Below are 16,197 nucleotides of genomic sequence, written 5' to 3'. Positions count from 1 at the left end.
TATTTATAATTTTATTGTTAAAAATCATAATAATATAGCAGTTTTTTAATTTTTTATTTATTAAATTTACCTTTTTAATTCCATAAATATTTTATCACTTAATAATGTTTGAGTTTAGAAAAACACTCTTATTACTTATTATATTTTTTAGTTTTTTGGCTACCGCCCAGCAAAAACTGACCGCCAAAGAGCTGAAAACCAATATCAGCAACAATACTCAACTTTATAAGACCAACATTGATGAAGCATACAAAGAGCTAAACAAGCTTCTTAAGCAGTCTGTCATTTTGAAAGATTCTATTTCAGAAATGAAACTTCTAGACAGAAAGTGTAGGTATTTTTACAGTAAAAACATGATGGATAGTCTGATCATTACCAGTGAAGATCTCCAGAAAAAATCTTTTCAATATAAAGACATCTATTTTGAAGCGATGTCTAATATTTATATAGCAGAGATCTACTCTATCAATAAATTTCCTGATAAAGCGATCGCTTATTTAAACTCTGCCTACCAGATCCTACAGAAAGGAGATGCGAACAGCAAAAAGATATTTTACGCAAAAGCTAATGTACTCAGTAGCTTTGCCAATATTTATTTAGATAAAAATCAACCTAAAGAAGCAGCTAAAAAAATCTACGAGCAAATTGAAAGCGGAAAGCAGCTAAAAGATAAATACGAACGTGATAATTTTCAGTATCTTAATTATGCTAATCTTGCCAATATTTACAGTCAGATAAATGCTGATTCTGCTTATCATTACGCTAAGAAATCAATTTTAATAAAACCTGGAAATAGTATTGACGACAAATCGATGATCGATAATTACTCTGTGATCGGAAAAGTTTATAAGGATAAAGGAAATTACGAAAGTGCTTTAAAAAACTTCCACAAAGCGCTTTTTATCAGTAAAAAAACCGGAACTGAGATCAACACCAATCAGATATATCATTCTCTAAAAGAAGTATATGAAATTCTCAAAGTAAATGACAGTATCAATTTTTATGGAAATAAAATTGAGCAATACGAACTGAAGGCTTTAAAGAGCAAATACAATTCTTTGCAGGAGGTTATCAATAAAGATAAAAAGGAACAGGAAAACTCTAAAAACACTTTATGGTATTGGATCGTTACAGCTTTAGCGGCTATTACTACAATTCTCTTTTTTATGATAAAAAGAAAAGGCAAAAAAAATCATGAAACGATAAATGAAGATCAAGTAAAGCCAGAAATCAATCTCAGTGAAGCGTATCATGATCTGATGGAGCTTTTAGAAAAAAGAGATCCTGCGTTTATTTTTGCATTTGAGAACATCTATCCTGATTTTTCGTCTAAGCTCTTAGCAAAAAGTACAGATCTACAACAATCGGAAATAGAATTCTGTGCTCTTTTAAAAATGAAATTGACCACCAAAGAAATTGCCAAGATCAGTTTTATAGAAACCAGAACAGTTCAGAACAAGAAATACCGAATTAGAAAAAAACTAGATATCCCTCAGAATGTCGACATCTATCATTGGATCGATCAAATCTGAGTTTTATTTCTCCTCTATTGCTTTGTAATAAATTAAGAGACATAGATCGTAAAAAAGTAATTAAATTAAGAAGAATAAGGCTTTGATCTTTCAAAGTTTTATTTTTTTGTTTAAATTTAAATTAGTTTATAAATATGGTTTATAAATTATAATAAGTATATTTGTGTACTATTAAATGATTTAGATATGAATTATAATTTAGCAAAAGACGTAATTCAGTTGCTTGAACAATTTGATTCTGAAAATACAAATTCACAATACAATACTGATATTGAAGGATTTAAAACTTGGATTCAGCATCATCAAAATAAAAAAGCTCCGGTTCAAAAAAATATTATTTGGGAAGGAAAAGAAAACGGAAGAACTCCGGAAAGCGTTATTAGTACACTACTTGTTCATATGAACAGATATGCGAAGACCTATTCAAAGTCTGCAATTACCGGTTCAGAATTTTCGACTCAGGAAGAATTTATCTACCTAATTAATTTAAAATCTTTTGGTGAAATGTCAAAAACCGAATTAATTAAAAAAAATATTCAGGATAAACCTGTCGGAAATCTCATCATTACTCGTCTTATTAAAAATGAATGGGTAAAACAAACAGATTCTAAAACAGATAAAAGAACAAAAATTATTGCAATTACTCAAAAAGGACTCGATGCGCTAGAAAAACAAATGACAAACATTCGAAATGCTACTAAAGTTGTAAGTGGTAATCTTACTGAGGACGAAAAATATGAGTTAATTGAGCTATTAAATAAGCTTGACCATTTTCACAATCCAATTTTTGGAAGAAATATTGAGAGTGCAAATTTAATAGATACAGTCTTTAGAGAATATTCATTTAATGATAATTAATTATGATTAAAAAAATAGCAGTTATCGGTTCCGGATTTTCAGGTCTATCAGCGGCAGCTTATGTTGCAAAAGAAGGTCATGAAGTTCACGTTTTTGAAAAGAACAGCAGTTTGGGAGGAAGAGCCAGACAATTTACCACCGATAATGGTTATGTTTTCGATATGGGACCAAGTTGGTATTGGATGCCCGATATTATTGAAGATTTTTTCAGTGCATTTAATAAAAAAACTTCCGATTATTACGAATTGGTTTCTTTAAACCCACAATTTGAAATGGTTTTTTCTGACGGAATTATGGCTGTTCCGAAAGATTATTCTGAAATGCGTGATCTTTTTGAAAATACAGAAAAAGGGGCAGCAAAAAAGCTTGACGAATTCATGGATGATGCTCAATACAAATATGAAGTCGGCATGAAAGATTTCGTGACCAAACCTTGTCATTCATGGTTCGAATTTGTTTCTCCAAAGATTGCAAAAAGTGCTTTAAAACTTGATTTATTAACTAATTTTCATCGTTTTGTAAGAAAGTATTTTTCAAATCCTAAACTGATTATGTTAATGGAATTTCCGGTTATTTTTCTCGGAGCCGCACCAAAAGATATTCCAGCCTTATACAGCCTAATGAATTATGGCGGTTATAAATTGGGAACATGGTATCCGATGGGAGGTTTTTATAAAGTCATTGAAGCCATGTCTGAAATTGCAAAAGAACAAGGCGCTCAGTTTCATTTAAATTCAAATGTTTATGAAATTAAAATTAAAGATGGTAAAGCGCAATCAATTGTTGTCAACGGTTCAGAAATTGAGTTTGATAGCATAATTGCTTCTTCGGATTATCATCATACAGAAAAGAATTTAATTCAAAAAAAATATCAAAATTACAATGAAGATTATTGGAAGAAAAAAGTTTTCGCACCATCATGTCTTATTTATTATTTAGGATTTAAAGAAAAAATTCAGAATCTGAAACATCATACTTTATTTTTTGAAAACGATCTCGAACTTCATACTTCTGAAATTTACGAAGATAAAAAATGGCCTACAAAACCTTTATTTTATGCTTGCTGTCCGTCAAAAACAGATAAAAATGTAGCTCCTGAAAATTGCGAAAATGTATTTCTTTTATTGCCAATCGCAATAGGAATTGAAGATAACGAAGAAATCAGAGAAAAATATTTTCTCGAAATGATTGAGAGGCTTGAAAAACATACCAAATCATCAAATCTTTTATCAAAAATCGACTATAAAAAGAGCTATTGCATCAATGATTTCAAAAAAGATTACAATGCGTATCAAGGAAATGCTTATGGTTTAGCCAACACGCTGAATCAGACCGCAGTTTTGAAACCTTCACTGAGAAATAAAAAAGTAAAAAATCTTTTTTACACAGGTCAGCTCACCGTTCCCGGACCGGGAGTACCTCCTTCAATTATTTCAGGAAAAATAGCCGCAACCGAAGCAACTAAATAACCAAAGAATATGAAAAAACTTTTCGATGAACTTTCTTATAAAATTAGTAAACAGACGACAAAACAATACAGCACGAGTTTTTCTTTGGGAATTTTGGCACTGTCCCCGAAAATAAGAAATTCTATTTACGCCATCTACGGATATGTAAGATTGGCGGATGAAATTGTCGACAGCTTTCATGGTTTTGATCGCACTACTCTTTTGGCTAGATTTCGTGAGCAAACCAATCAGGCTTTAGAAGAAAAAATTTCTTTAAACCCAATTTTGCAGGCATTTCAGGAGACGATTCACCGATACGAAATCGATGTAAAGTTGATTAATCAGTTTCTTAACAGTATGGAAATGGATTTACAGAAAATCGATTATGACTCTGAACTTTATAAAGAATATATTCTCGGTTCTGCAGAAGTTGTCGGCTTAATGTGTCTTCATATTTTTGTAGACGGAAATAAAGAAAAATATAATCAACTGAAACCTTCTGCGATGAAATTGGGTTCGGCTTTTCAGAAAGTAAATTTTCTTCGTGACATGAAAGATGATTATCAGATTTTGGGACGCACTTATTTTCCAAATGTTGATATTTCTTACTTTGATAATGTGGTAAAGTCTCAAATTGAAAAAGAAATTTATGCCGAATTTGAAGAAGCTTTAGAAGGCATCAAAAAACTTCCGAATTCTTCAAGATTTGGGGTTTATCTGGCTTATCGATATTATACTTCTCTTTTCAGAAAAATAAAAAAAACCTCTGCTCATAATATTATCAATCAAAGAATCAGAATATCAAACGGTAGAAAATTTTCTTTGATGATGAGCAGTTATGTGCAATACAAAATGTCTTTTCTCTAAAAATATAAATCTAAAAAATGGTACATCAACTTCAGCGTCAACAACAACTTAACTGCGATATACAAACTGCCTGGAAATTTTTCTCTTCGGCAAATAATCTTTCAGAAATTACTCCGAAAGACATGAACTTTGTGGTGAGAACTCAGCTTTCTGATGCTGAAATTTATGAGGGAATGCTGATTGATTATTATGTTTCGCCTCTTTTGGGAATTAAACTAAACTGGCAAACAGAAATTACGGAAGTTAATTTTCAGAAAAGTTTTACAGACTTTCAGAAGAAAGGTCCATTTAAACTATGGAATCATTTTCATGAATTTATTCTGAACGATAAAGGTGTTTTGATGATGGATACCGTAAGTTACGAATTACCTTTCGGGTTTTTAGGAGAAATTGCACATAGTGTAATGGTAAAGAAAAAATTGGAACATATTTTCGATTACCGATTTAAAATTTTAGAAGAAACATTTAATAAAAAATAGCATGAATTTTTTAATTGTTGTAGCTACATTTTTTACGATGGAAGGAATTACCTGGTTAGTTCACAAATACATTATGCATGGTTTTTTGTGGACGCTTCACCGAGATCATCACGATCACAGCAACGAAGGACATATGGAAAGAAATGATTATTTCTTCGCCATTTTCGCTATTCCCACAATTGCATTAATGTACTATGGAACGATTAATAATTTCAATATTTATTTCTATATCGCTCTTGGAATAACGATCTATGGAATGGCTTATTTTTTTGTACACGATATCTTTATTCATCAGCGTTTTAAGATTTTAAAGAATACAAAAAACCCTTATTTACTGGCCATTCGAAGAGGTCACAAACAGCATCACAAGCATACAGGAAAAGAGCACGGCGAATGCTTTGGCTTTCTGTGGGTTCCTGTGAAGTTTTTTAAAATGTATTTTAATAAAAATAAACAGTAAATGTTGCAATACACGTATTTAGCGATTAATTTTTTCACAATAATTATCTGTTTTATATTTTCTTTTCATCCGAAAATTAAATTTCACAGACATTTTAAAGCTTTTTTGCTTTCCTCAATTATTGTTGCTCTATTTTTTATTGCATGGGATATTTGGTTCACCGCAAATGGAGTTTGGTGGTTTAATGATAAATATTTAATTGGCAAACGACTTTTCGGACTTCCGATTGAGGAATTATTGTTTTTTATCTGCATTCCATTTTCATGTGTATTTACCTATTTCTGTTTAGATAAATTCTTTAAACTAGACTGGAAACCTTCTGTTGAAAAGGTTTTTGTACTTATTTCAATTATCGCTTGTCTTATTTTGGCAATTCTATTTAAAGAAAAGATTTATTCTCTAGTTACTTTTTTAACGACAGCAATCACTCTTATTATTCTCTATTTTGTTTTAAAAGTAAGATGGATTGGTAAAGCTTCTTTTATTTATCTGGTTTTAATGCCCGGATTTTTAGCCGTTAATGGAATTCTCACCGGAACCGGACTCGATTCTCCCATTGTTAATTACAACCCAAAAGATTTTATAGGTTTCAGAATTTTAACGATTCCTATTGAAGATACGGTCTATGGTTACGAAATGATTCTGTGGAATCTTTTCTTCTTTCATAAATTTAAAAAAGATGAGCAAAATTAATATATTCTGGTTTCGCAGAGATTTGAGGCTTTCTGATAATACTGCTCTCAATGCTGCATTACAATCTGACCAGAAAGTACTTCCAATTTTTATATTTGATATCGAAATTTTAGATCAGCTTGAAAATAAATATGACCGACGGGTTGATTATATTCATCAGGCTTTAGAAGGAATTAATGAAGAATTAAAAAACCACCAATCAGTAATTAAAACTTATCACGGAAAACCACTTGAAATTTTTAAAGAAATTATCAACGAATTTGATGTTGAAACTGTTTTCTGCAACCGTGATTACGAACCACAAGCAAGAAATCGCGACAAAGAAATCTATGATTTTCTGAAAAAAAATAATGTTGGATTTAAAGGCTTTAAAGACCAGGTCATCTTTGAAAAAAATGAAATTGTAAAAAACGACGGTTTGCCTTACACGGTTTATACTCCATTTTCAAAAAAATGGAAAGAAAAATTTCATCAAACAGAAATTCATTCAACACAAACTAACTTTAAAAATTTTTATTCATTTAAAACTAAAGACATTCATGCTTTGAAAGAAATTGGTTTTGAAAAAACGGATATGGTTTTCGTTGAACCTGTTTTAGATAAAAAAATTATAGAGTCTTATGACAGAAACAGAGATTTCCCAGCTTTAGACCAAACAACAAGACTAGGAATTGCTTTACGATTTGGTACAATTTCAGTTCGTCGATGTGTAAAATATGCTTCCGAACATAACGAAACCTGGCTGAATGAGTTAATCTGGAGAGAATTTTTTATGCAGATCCTGTATCATTTTCCAAAAGTTGTCACAAAATGCTTTAAAGAAAAATACGAAAATATTCAATGGCGAAATAATGAAGATGAATTTAAACTCTGGTGCGAAGGAAAAACTGGTTATCCTATTGTAGACGCAGGAATGCGACAACTCAATGAGACCGGATTTATGCACAATCGAGTAAGAATGGTTGTTGCGAGTTTTTTAACCAAACATTTACTCATCGATTGGAGATGGGGCGAAGCTTATTTTGCTGAGAAACTTTTAGATTACGAACTTTCGGCGAACAACGGAAATTGGCAATGGGCAGCAGGTTGTGGTTGCGATGCTGCACCATATTTCAGAATTTTTAATCCAAGCGAACAAACTAAAAAATTTGATAAAGATTTAAAATATATTACTCAGTGGAATCCTGAAAAACATGCTGTGAAAACACCTATCGTTGAACATTCTTTTGCAAGAAACAGAGCTTTGGAGGTTTATAAAAAAGCGGTAAAAGAATAATCTTTATTTTTAAAAATAAAAACTCGAAAAATTCATATCAATTAGGTACCACATAAATGATGTGAGGCATAGTATTTGCAACTACTCATTTAACATAATAAATATCACACCGCCTAATAATATGAAAGTTACAGATTTAAAAATTAAAAATCTTGTTGAATACAAAACAGAGATTTTTACGATAACAGAGATTTTCCAGAATGAAAAGGATTATTTTGTTAAGATTGAAAATGAAAGTCATGCTATTTCTGTACCGGCAGAAAAAATAAGCCCAATTCAGATTACAGAAGACTGGCTAGAGAAATTTGGTTTTTTGAAAACCTACGCTTCAGACCAACAAATTATTCGTTACGAAAGACCAGAATCTTTCATTAAATATGATATCGATTTAAACTCAAAAAAGATTTTTGAAGGTTTAAAAATTTATGGGAATACGATTAAATGTAAATACATTCACGAATTTCAAAATATTTTCTCTTGTCTATTTGGAAAAGAAACGACAGTTTTTCTTAAAAACTCTTTTCAGAAAGCAGCCATTTAAAAACGAAGCAATTAAACTTCATATTTTTTATATTATTATCCCTGACTTATGTTGGGGATTTTTTATATCACTCTAATTTTGTTGCTGGCTTCTACCCAATTTTTTTTACCACAATTTTTACAGCTTCCCGCGTTTCCTTCTTCTTTTTTCTCTGTAAAACCGCAAAATGTACAAGAATAATGCCCTGGAATCGAAATATTCTGAATAGGATTATCTAAAGAATTCAGCATAATCGGAAGACCGTATTTTACTTTTTCATCTTCATTAAAGAAAACGCTTATTTCACCAGAAACTTCCTCAATAGCAAACTCAATCTGACCTAAGTGAGAAATACCTTTCACCCTTAATTCGGCAAAAAACTCATCGCTTCCTAAGTTTTCTTTCTTAAAATTTTCAATCGCAAAAGCTCCGTGTTCAATAAGACAAATTGCTTTTCCTTCAAATAAGTTTTCTATTTTTTTGAATCTTCCAATCAATGCAGTAATAGAAGAATATAAAATAATAATGACTACAAAAACAAGCATCGACGAAACAATTCCCACTTCTTTATAAAACATAGGGTCTCCGGCTGCAGATCCTAAACCGATGATGACCACTAATTCAAAAATTGACAGTTGCTTTACTCCTCTTTTTCCTAAAACCCGAAGACTTATAATAATGGTAAGAAACATGATAACGGTACGAAGTACAATTTCCAGAAGAAATCCCCAATCTTCGGTTCCCAAGAATAATTCTTTCCAGCTAAAGTTTAAAAATGTGGTTAAAAGCATGATTTAATTTTATTTGAAGATTCAAAAAATAAGCCAATAAATTTGAATATTTTTAATTTGAATCTGCAACAAAACCCTTATTTCATCGACAAATATTTGGTAATTGATTTATAAAAACTAAAGCGAACAAGTTTGACAGTCTTTTTACAAAAAATTATGAAAACAAAATCTTCAATGGGAATCAAAACTAATCTTTAAATGCTAAATAGTTTTGAATAATATTGGTGAATATTGCTCAAGTTATGTGATATCAATATTCATTACTTTTTACTTAATAATTTATAGAAAACCATCCTAAAATCCTCCGTTTTTACACTATATTTACGCTCCAAAAAAAGAATAAATACCGTAATGGCTGATAATAAATTATCTCTAAGCACTTTAGAAAGCTGGCTTTGGGATTCCGCAAATATATTGAGAGGAAGTATTGATTCCTCAGATTTTAAAAATTACATCTTTGGGTTATTATTCTTAAAACGTTCCAACGATGTGTTTGAAGAAGAGGTTGAAAACATCATGACTCGTGATGGTGTTTCTCGTGAGGAAGCTGAAGATGAAACTTACTTTCAAATGCCCATAGAGTCTCGTTGGGAAACCATCAAAAAAGAAACGGAGAATATTGGTATTGCTTTAGATAAAGCTTTTGCAGGGATTGAGCGTGAAAATACCTCTCTAGAAGGTGTAATGACTGCCACCAAATTTGGTGATAAAGAAAAACTATCTGATGAACTATTGCAACGTCTTTTAAGACACTTTAATCAACACTCCTTAAGAAACTCTCACCTAGAATCTAATGATTTATTAGGAGATGCTTATGAGTATTTGATTAAAATGTTTGCCGATGATGCAGGTAAAAAAGGAGGTGAATTCTATACACCTCGTGGTGTGGTGCAATTGATTGTACAACTCATTAAACCAGAACCCAGACAAAAAATTTACGACCCCACTTGTGGTTCAGGTGGTATGTTGATTGAATCGGCTCGTTATATTGCCGAACAACCCAACGGAAAAGTATTGAACAATATCAACGTATCTTTGTATGGGCAAGAGAAGAACTTGGGTACATGGGCAATTGGTAAATTGAATATGTTGCTCCATAACTTTATGGATGCCGATATTAGAAAAGGAGATACTTTAATCACGCCGCAACACAAGAACGAAAATAACGAGTTGGATTTATTTGACCGTGTTATTGCTAATCCTCCGTTCTCGATGGATGGATGGTGGACCCCTGCTGAAAACTCGATTGAAGTAAAACTGGATAAGGACGGTAAAGAGAAAAAAGTAACTCCAAATTATACCAAAGTGGTCACCGACCCGTATGGACGTTTTCAATTTGGAATACCACCAAGAGGCTATGCTGATTTGGCTTTTTTACAACACATGGTGGCGGTTTTAAAACAAGACGGAAAAGCGGGTGTTGTCTTACCACACGGTACTTTATTTAGAAGCGGAACCGAAGGAGCTATTCGTAAAGCATTACTAGAAGCTGACTTGGTAGAAGGAATTGTAGGGTTACCAAGTGCATTGTTTTACAATACAGGAATACCTGCCTCGATTTGGATTATTAATAAAAATAAAACCGAAGCCCAAAAAGGAAAAGTAACCATTATTGATGCCAGCGGTGATTACAAAGAAGGAAAAAACCAAAATGAATTAGAGCTAACCCATATTTCTAAAATAGTAAAAGCATACGATGAGGCGACCGATGTAGAAAAATATATGCGTATTGTACCTATTTCTGAATTAGCCGAAAACGATTATAATCTGAACATTTCTCGTTTTATTGATACAAGTGAAGATGAAATTGAAGTAAATATTAAAGCGGTGCATATCAAGCTTTCTGATTTAGAAAAACGTGAAATGGAAATTGATGCGAAATTGGCTGGATTTTTAAAGGAATTGGGGATATGATAGAAGGATACAAAAATTCTGAATTGGGTTTTATCCCAGATGACTGGCAACTTACTGAATTAAGAGATGTTGCAAAATGCACTGTCGGAATAGCAACATCTACAACACATGCGTATTGCGATAATGGAGTTATACTTTTAAGAAATCAAAATATTAAAGAGGGAAAAATAGCATTAAACGATGTTTTATATATTAGTCCCGAATTTGATGAACTAAATAAATCAAAAAGATTAAGAGAAAATGATATTATCACTGTTAGAACGGGATATCCTGGAGTCAGTGCTGTAGTACCAAAGGAATTAGAAGGGTCACAATCTTTTACAACATTAATTATAAGACTTAATGAGCAAAAACCATTGAGTAATTTTTTGTGTTATTATATCAATTCTGAAAAAGGGAAAACATTTTTCACAAGTAATCAAGCTGGTGGAGGTCAACAAAATGTTGGAACAAAAACTTTAGAAAGAATGAAAATCCCACTCCCTCCCCTTCCAGAACAGCAAAAAATAGCAGAAATATTAAGCACCGTAGATGATAAAATTGAGATTATAGACCAACAAATTACCGAAACCCAAGCACTCAAAAAAGGTTTGATGCAACGTTTGTTAACCAAAGGGATTGGAAATACAAAGTTTAAAGATTCTCCTTTAGGGATGATTCCTGAGAATTGGGAGGTGTTGAAATTAAGTGAAATTTGTGATGAAATCTTTTTAGGACTAACTTCAAAAGTAGATTATGTTGAGAGTGGTGGATTTCCTTTTGTTAGAGCTACAGATATCAATTCTGGAAGATTATCATTTGAAAATATAAAGTACATATCTGAAAAACAACACAAAAAACTAACTGTAAATCGATTAACCAAAAAAGGAGATGTTCTAGTTAGTAAATCTGGAACTTTAGGAACATGTGCAATAGTTGATGTTGACACTGAATTTAGTACATATGAAAGTATAATTACGATTCAACCGAAAGTGGATTTACTATTAAATAAATTTCTTCTCCAAATTCTTCAAGATACTAATGTTCAGAAGAGAATGATAGGAGCTAGAGTTGGCGGAATAGTTGGACATCTAAATTTAATGACTTTTCGGAAACTAATGATTCCTTTACCAAAAATTGAGGAACAATTGCAGATTTCCGATTTGTTAAGTACATTGGATGAAAAACTAGAAATATTATTAGAAAAGAAAACCCACTACCAAGAACTCAAACAAGGCTTGATGCAACAGTTGTTAACAGGTAAAATTAGAGTAAAAGTTTAGCTGGAAATTAGAAGGCGAAATAAAAACGTTGATTGTTACTTTAACGCTAAACCTTTTTTAGTTTCAGGAAAATTGTAGAATGTACACAATAAAAGATTTATGAATAACAGGCCGGAGTATATGTATAGCGAGTTGCCAGCCATAGCGTTGTTGCAAGAAATGGGCTACCATTATTTTAATGGGGAGCAGCATCAGGAACGCAATGATATCACCGAGGTAATTCTTAAAACGCGATTATTAGACGCTATTAAACGCATTAATCCTTGGATAAATGACAATAATCTTAATAAAGCTTATACGCTCATTACAACGGTTACGGGAACTTCATTAATGGAGATTAACCAGAAGGTATGGGAACTGATGAGAGGTGGAACATATACTGTCAAACAAATTATTGATGGCGTAGAAGGATTTCATGCAGTACATTTCATCGATTATGAAAATATAGGTAACAATGACTTTTTGGTTGTGAGTCAAATGAAATTCCACGGAAGGTTTCGACACTCTATTCCTGACTTGGTTATTTACATCAATGGTTTACCTATTGGTATCATCGAATGTAAATCTCCGAATGCTCCAACAGCTTGGGACTCTGCTTACGGAGATTTAAAGTACTATCAGGAAAATTCAGAGAAGCTGTTTCATTTCAATCAGATATGTGCCGGGATTTGGCAAGTTGGTGGAAAATATGGGGCGATCAATTCGCCACAACAATTTTATTCTGTTTTTAAGACCAATGGAGAAGATTCAGATATTTTGAATCTAGCCAAAACAGAACAAGATAAATTACTCATTGCTCTTTTCAAAAAAGAACGAGTGTTGGATATTATCCGTCACTTTGTTTTATTTGAATTGGAAGAAGGTATAGGAATTACCATAAAAAAACTACCACGATACCAACAAATAAGAGCTACCAATAAAACAATAGAACGCCTACAAGCTGGAGAAGGTGGTGTTGTTTGGCATACTCAAGGTTCTGGTAAATCGTTAACAATGGCTTATGTTGCCCGAAAATTACAAGCCCCGGAATTTGGCTTTGATAATCCTACGGTGATGATAATGACCGATAGAAAAGATTTGGACCTACAAATCACTAAGACATTACAAAACGTGGGATTCAAGAATGTGAACCAAGCTTCCTCGGTAGTGCATTTAGATAAATTACTTCGAAATGATTACGGAGGAATAATTACAACCACGATACAAAAATTTCAGGAAACCGATAAAGAAGCAACAGACTCTACTGACCAGACCGAACTAGAAGAGAAAGGTAATTTGATGATTGAAAAACATCTAAAAGACAAAACGCTTGTCAAGATTACCAAAGAACTTCAAAAAGGGAAATGGGTGGAAATTGATCGTGTTGAAATAGAATTAGAAGAGCTTTCCAGAAAAGAAAATCTTTATATTTTAGTAGATGAAGCCCACCGTAGCCATTATGGTTTTCTAGCTTCTTTCATGAGAACGGTATTGCCCAACGCTAAGTTTATAGCCTTTACGGGAACTCCCATCTCTAAAGAAGACAAATCGACTTTAGGAGAATTCTATGGTGGTGAATATATTGATGTTTATACCATTACAGAATCTGTTGCTGATGAAGCTACCGTTAAGTTATTGTATGATGAAGGAATCTGCAAGTTGGATGTTAAAAAAGAAGCTCTTGATGAAGAATTTGAAGAAAAATTTGCTGATGCATCTGAAGAAAAAAAGGATAAGCTAAAACGAGAAGCTCTTAAAAAATACCAATTATCTGCAGAACGGATTGATGATATTTCCAGACATTTAATTGACCATTTCAGAGATAAAATTTTTCCTGATGGTCATAAAGCCATGTTGGTATGCAGCGGAAGAGAATCAGCCATTAAATACCAACAAACCTTACACAGACTCAAAGAAGAAGGCTATCATAGTTTTGATTCTAAAGTAGTAGTGAGTATGAGTTCCCCAAAAACGGATGCCATTGCTAAAGATTATTATGAAACCTTAGAATGGAACCGAAATAATCCTACGAATAAAAAACCAATATACGTTGTACCGCCCGAAGACATCAAAGATGCTACGAATCATTTTAAATTGCCTTTTGGGAACGAAGAAGAAACCGAAAAATCGGGCAATAAAAAATTTGACAATACCGCAATCATGATTGTTTCAGATATGTTGCTAACGGGTTGGGACGCACCTATTGCATCTTGTTTGTACTTGGATAAACCTTTGAAGGAACACAATCTTCTACAAGCCATTGCCAGAGTAAACCGTTCTAGAAAGGGAAAAAGTGCAGGTTTTATTGTCGATTATAACGGAATCACGGCGTATTTAATTCAAGCATTAGAAATTTTTTCCGGGGACATAAGACCTGATGATATTTTGAAGAATATCAACGAAGAGTTTCCAAAGTTAGAAATGAATCATACCAAATTAGTTGATTTCTTTAAACCATTGAAAATTGATAGAAATTATAAAAGAGAAGACTATATCGATTCAGCAGTACGTTACATTGAACCCATCAACATTCGAGACGATTTTAAATCTTTACTGAAAGACTTTAACAAATCAATCAATATCGTCTTGCCCAATACGAGAGCCTTGAAGTATCAAAGTGATTTCAAATTATTTAATGAAATTAAAGTAAGAGCTAGAAATGCTTTTCCCGATGATGATGAATTAAAAATTAGTAAAGACGAAAGTAAAATACTCCAAACGATGATTGATGAACATCTAAAATCAAACGGAGTTCATAGTTTATTATCGGAACCAATTTCTATCATTGACAAAGATAAATTTAAGGAGGAAATCATGAACGCATCGCCCGCAACCAAAGAGCTAAAGATGCGAAATAACTTGAAGCACGTCATTAAAGTTGGATTAGATAAGAATCCTGATTTTTACAAACCATTGGCTCAAAGGTTAGATGAATTGTTGAAGCAAAAAGAAACTCAGCGAATTGATGAAGCTCAATTGCTTCTAGCTTACACTACCATTCAAGATGAAATTATCAACGAGCAAAAAGAAGGGGAACAAAAAGGTTTTGTAACAGAGCGAGAACGAGCCGTTTATAACTCGATGAAAACGCTTTTTGATGAAACTGCCGACGATGCAACCAAAACATTGTTTGACCTTATCAAAGGCGAGCTGAGCATTGTATCATGGGAGAATAAAGGTCAGGTACAAAAAGATATTGAAAATAAGATGATACGATTCTTGAGTATTAAGTTGGAACGGTCAGAGGCTAAAGCCAAAGCCAAAGAGATGGTAGATATTTTAAAGAAAAATAAAGATGTATAGTGTGCAATATGGTGATAAAACCATTGCGTATTCGATAATAGAGAAAGAGGGTCTGAAATCGCATTACATTAGCGTAGAAAAAGAGGTGGGTGTTATTCTTAAAGGCAAAGCTATTTCAATTGAGCAAGCTGATAAATTGATACTTAGAAAAGCCAAATGGATTTTAGATAAATTAGAGTTGGTAAGTTCTATTAATGATGGTGAAATTGTTACTGGTTCCAGAATTCAATATCTAGGAAGAAAGTATTATGTTGAGGTCATTATTGAAAATAACAGTCATACAATTGAAATTGATTTTACAGAATCTAAATTCAAGATTATATTACCGAATCACTTGAATACTCAAGAAAATTTACGTCAAGCTGTTGAAAACTATTACAGATTAAAAGCACAGGAAAAAATAGAACCTATTTTAAGGAAGAAATCCAAAACAATAGGATTGCAATACAAAACTGTCAAGTTTATGAAGCTTGAAAAACGATGGGGAAGCTGCACACCATCCAATACCATAATAATAAATTTTCATGCCATTAAGCTTCCATTTTCATTAATAGAATATTTGGTAGTTCATGAGCTTGTTCATACCAAAATAAAAAGCCACTCCAAAGAATTCTGGGCTGAATTATCTAAGCATATTTCTAATTGGAAAGAATTGGATGCTAAAATGTATGGGATGAAGTTGTAAAATGCAAAGCTCGGAAGTATTTTCAATTTTGTGTGACCACATAATTCCAGTTTGAATTTACCATCTATTTAATATGGAAAGCTTTATCATCCAATCCTTTAATATCGATTTTTTATTAAAAAAAGAATAA

At 32.4% G+C, this 16,197-nt stretch carries 14 protein-coding genes; 13 read left to right on the top strand and 1 reads right to left on the bottom strand.

The window, feature by feature from the left end; genetic code table 11:
• The first annotated feature begins 155 nt into the window (after positions 1–155).
• The 9 genes from AB671_RS00260 to AB671_RS00220 all read left to right on the top strand — a co-directional run bounded on the left by AB671_RS00260 (position 156) and on the right by AB671_RS00220 (position 8,154).
• Positions 156–1,532, top strand: coding sequence for a helix-turn-helix transcriptional regulator (locus AB671_RS00260; protein WP_185114112.1), 1,377 nt, complete (start codon positions 156–158; stop codon positions 1,530–1,532).
• Between the two features lie 186 nt (positions 1,533–1,718).
• Positions 1,719–2,390 (top strand): MarR family winged helix-turn-helix transcriptional regulator, encoded by a 672-nt coding sequence (locus AB671_RS00255; RefSeq protein ID WP_066679973.1) that lies wholly within the window; start codon positions 1,719–1,721, stop codon positions 2,388–2,390.
• 2 nt (positions 2,391–2,392) lie between these two features.
• Positions 2,393–3,859 (top strand): phytoene desaturase family protein, encoded by a 1,467-nt coding sequence (locus tag AB671_RS00250; RefSeq protein ID WP_185114111.1) that lies wholly within the window; start codon positions 2,393–2,395, stop codon positions 3,857–3,859.
• A gap of 9 nt (positions 3,860–3,868) precedes the next feature.
• Positions 3,869–4,705, top strand: a complete 837-nt coding sequence (locus tag AB671_RS00245) for a phytoene/squalene synthase family protein (protein ID WP_066679972.1) — start codon at positions 3,869–3,871, stop codon at positions 4,703–4,705.
• Between the two features lie 17 nt (positions 4,706–4,722).
• Positions 4,723–5,184 carry an SRPBCC family protein gene (locus AB671_RS00240; protein WP_066679971.1) on the top strand — a complete coding sequence of 154 codons (462 nt, stop codon included), beginning with the start codon at positions 4,723–4,725 and terminating at the stop codon, positions 5,182–5,184.
• A gap of 1 nt (position 5,185) precedes the next feature.
• Positions 5,186–5,644, top strand: a complete 459-nt coding sequence (locus AB671_RS00235) for a sterol desaturase family protein (protein WP_066679970.1) — start codon at positions 5,186–5,188, stop codon at positions 5,642–5,644.
• On the top strand, positions 5,645–6,337 hold the full coding sequence (locus AB671_RS00230) for a lycopene cyclase domain-containing protein (RefSeq protein WP_066679969.1): 693 nt from the start codon (positions 5,645–5,647) through the stop codon (positions 6,335–6,337).
• Positions 6,324–7,613 (top strand): cryptochrome/photolyase family protein, encoded by a 1,290-nt coding sequence (locus AB671_RS00225; RefSeq protein ID WP_066679968.1) that lies wholly within the window; start codon positions 6,324–6,326, stop codon positions 7,611–7,613. Before AB671_RS00230 ends, AB671_RS00225 begins: the two co-directional genes overlap by 14 nt.
• 121 nt (positions 7,614–7,734) lie before the next feature.
• Entirely contained in the window at positions 7,735–8,154 is a 420-nt protein-coding gene (locus tag AB671_RS00220; RefSeq protein ID WP_066679967.1) for a hypothetical protein, read from the top strand.
• Between the two features lie 62 nt (positions 8,155–8,216).
• Here AB671_RS00220 and AB671_RS00215 read toward each other — a convergent pair whose 3' ends face one another.
• Positions 8,217–8,924, bottom strand: coding sequence for a DUF421 domain-containing protein (locus tag AB671_RS00215; protein ID WP_082987186.1), 708 nt, complete (start codon positions 8,922–8,924; stop codon positions 8,217–8,219).
• A 351-nt stretch (positions 8,925–9,275) separates the two neighbouring features.
• On the opposite strand from AB671_RS00215, the gene AB671_RS00210 reads away from it, so the two are divergent.
• The 4 genes from AB671_RS00210 to AB671_RS00195 all read left to right on the top strand — a co-directional run bounded on the left by AB671_RS00210 (position 9,276) and on the right by AB671_RS00195 (position 16,067).
• The gene (locus tag AB671_RS00210; RefSeq protein WP_066679966.1) at positions 9,276–10,838 is read left to right on the top strand and encodes a type I restriction-modification system subunit M; all 1,563 of its coding nucleotides are present in this window, start codon (positions 9,276–9,278) and stop codon (positions 10,836–10,838) included.
• Positions 10,835–12,100, top strand: coding sequence for a restriction endonuclease subunit S (locus AB671_RS00205; RefSeq protein ID WP_066679965.1), 1,266 nt, complete (start codon positions 10,835–10,837; stop codon positions 12,098–12,100). Before AB671_RS00210 ends, AB671_RS00205 begins: the two co-directional genes overlap by 4 nt.
• A 99-nt stretch (positions 12,101–12,199) precedes the next feature.
• A complete protein-coding gene (locus AB671_RS00200) occupies positions 12,200–15,382 on the top strand; it encodes a type I restriction endonuclease subunit R (protein WP_066679964.1) in 3,183 nt (1,060 codons plus the stop codon).
• Positions 15,375–16,067 carry a M48 family metallopeptidase gene (locus tag AB671_RS00195; protein ID WP_066679963.1) on the top strand — a complete coding sequence of 231 codons (693 nt, stop codon included), beginning with the start codon at positions 15,375–15,377 and terminating at the stop codon, positions 16,065–16,067. Before AB671_RS00200 ends, AB671_RS00195 begins: the two co-directional genes overlap by 8 nt.
• Positions 16,068–16,197 lie beyond the last annotated feature (130 nt).

Origin of the sequence: Chryseobacterium sp. BGARF1 (genome assembly GCF_001677955.1) — a bacterium.
GTDB lineage: Bacteria > Bacteroidota > Bacteroidia > Flavobacteriales > Weeksellaceae > Chryseobacterium.
The sequence above is the reverse complement of the archived record's forward strand: the minus strand, read 5'-3'. Positions and strand labels throughout refer to the sequence as shown.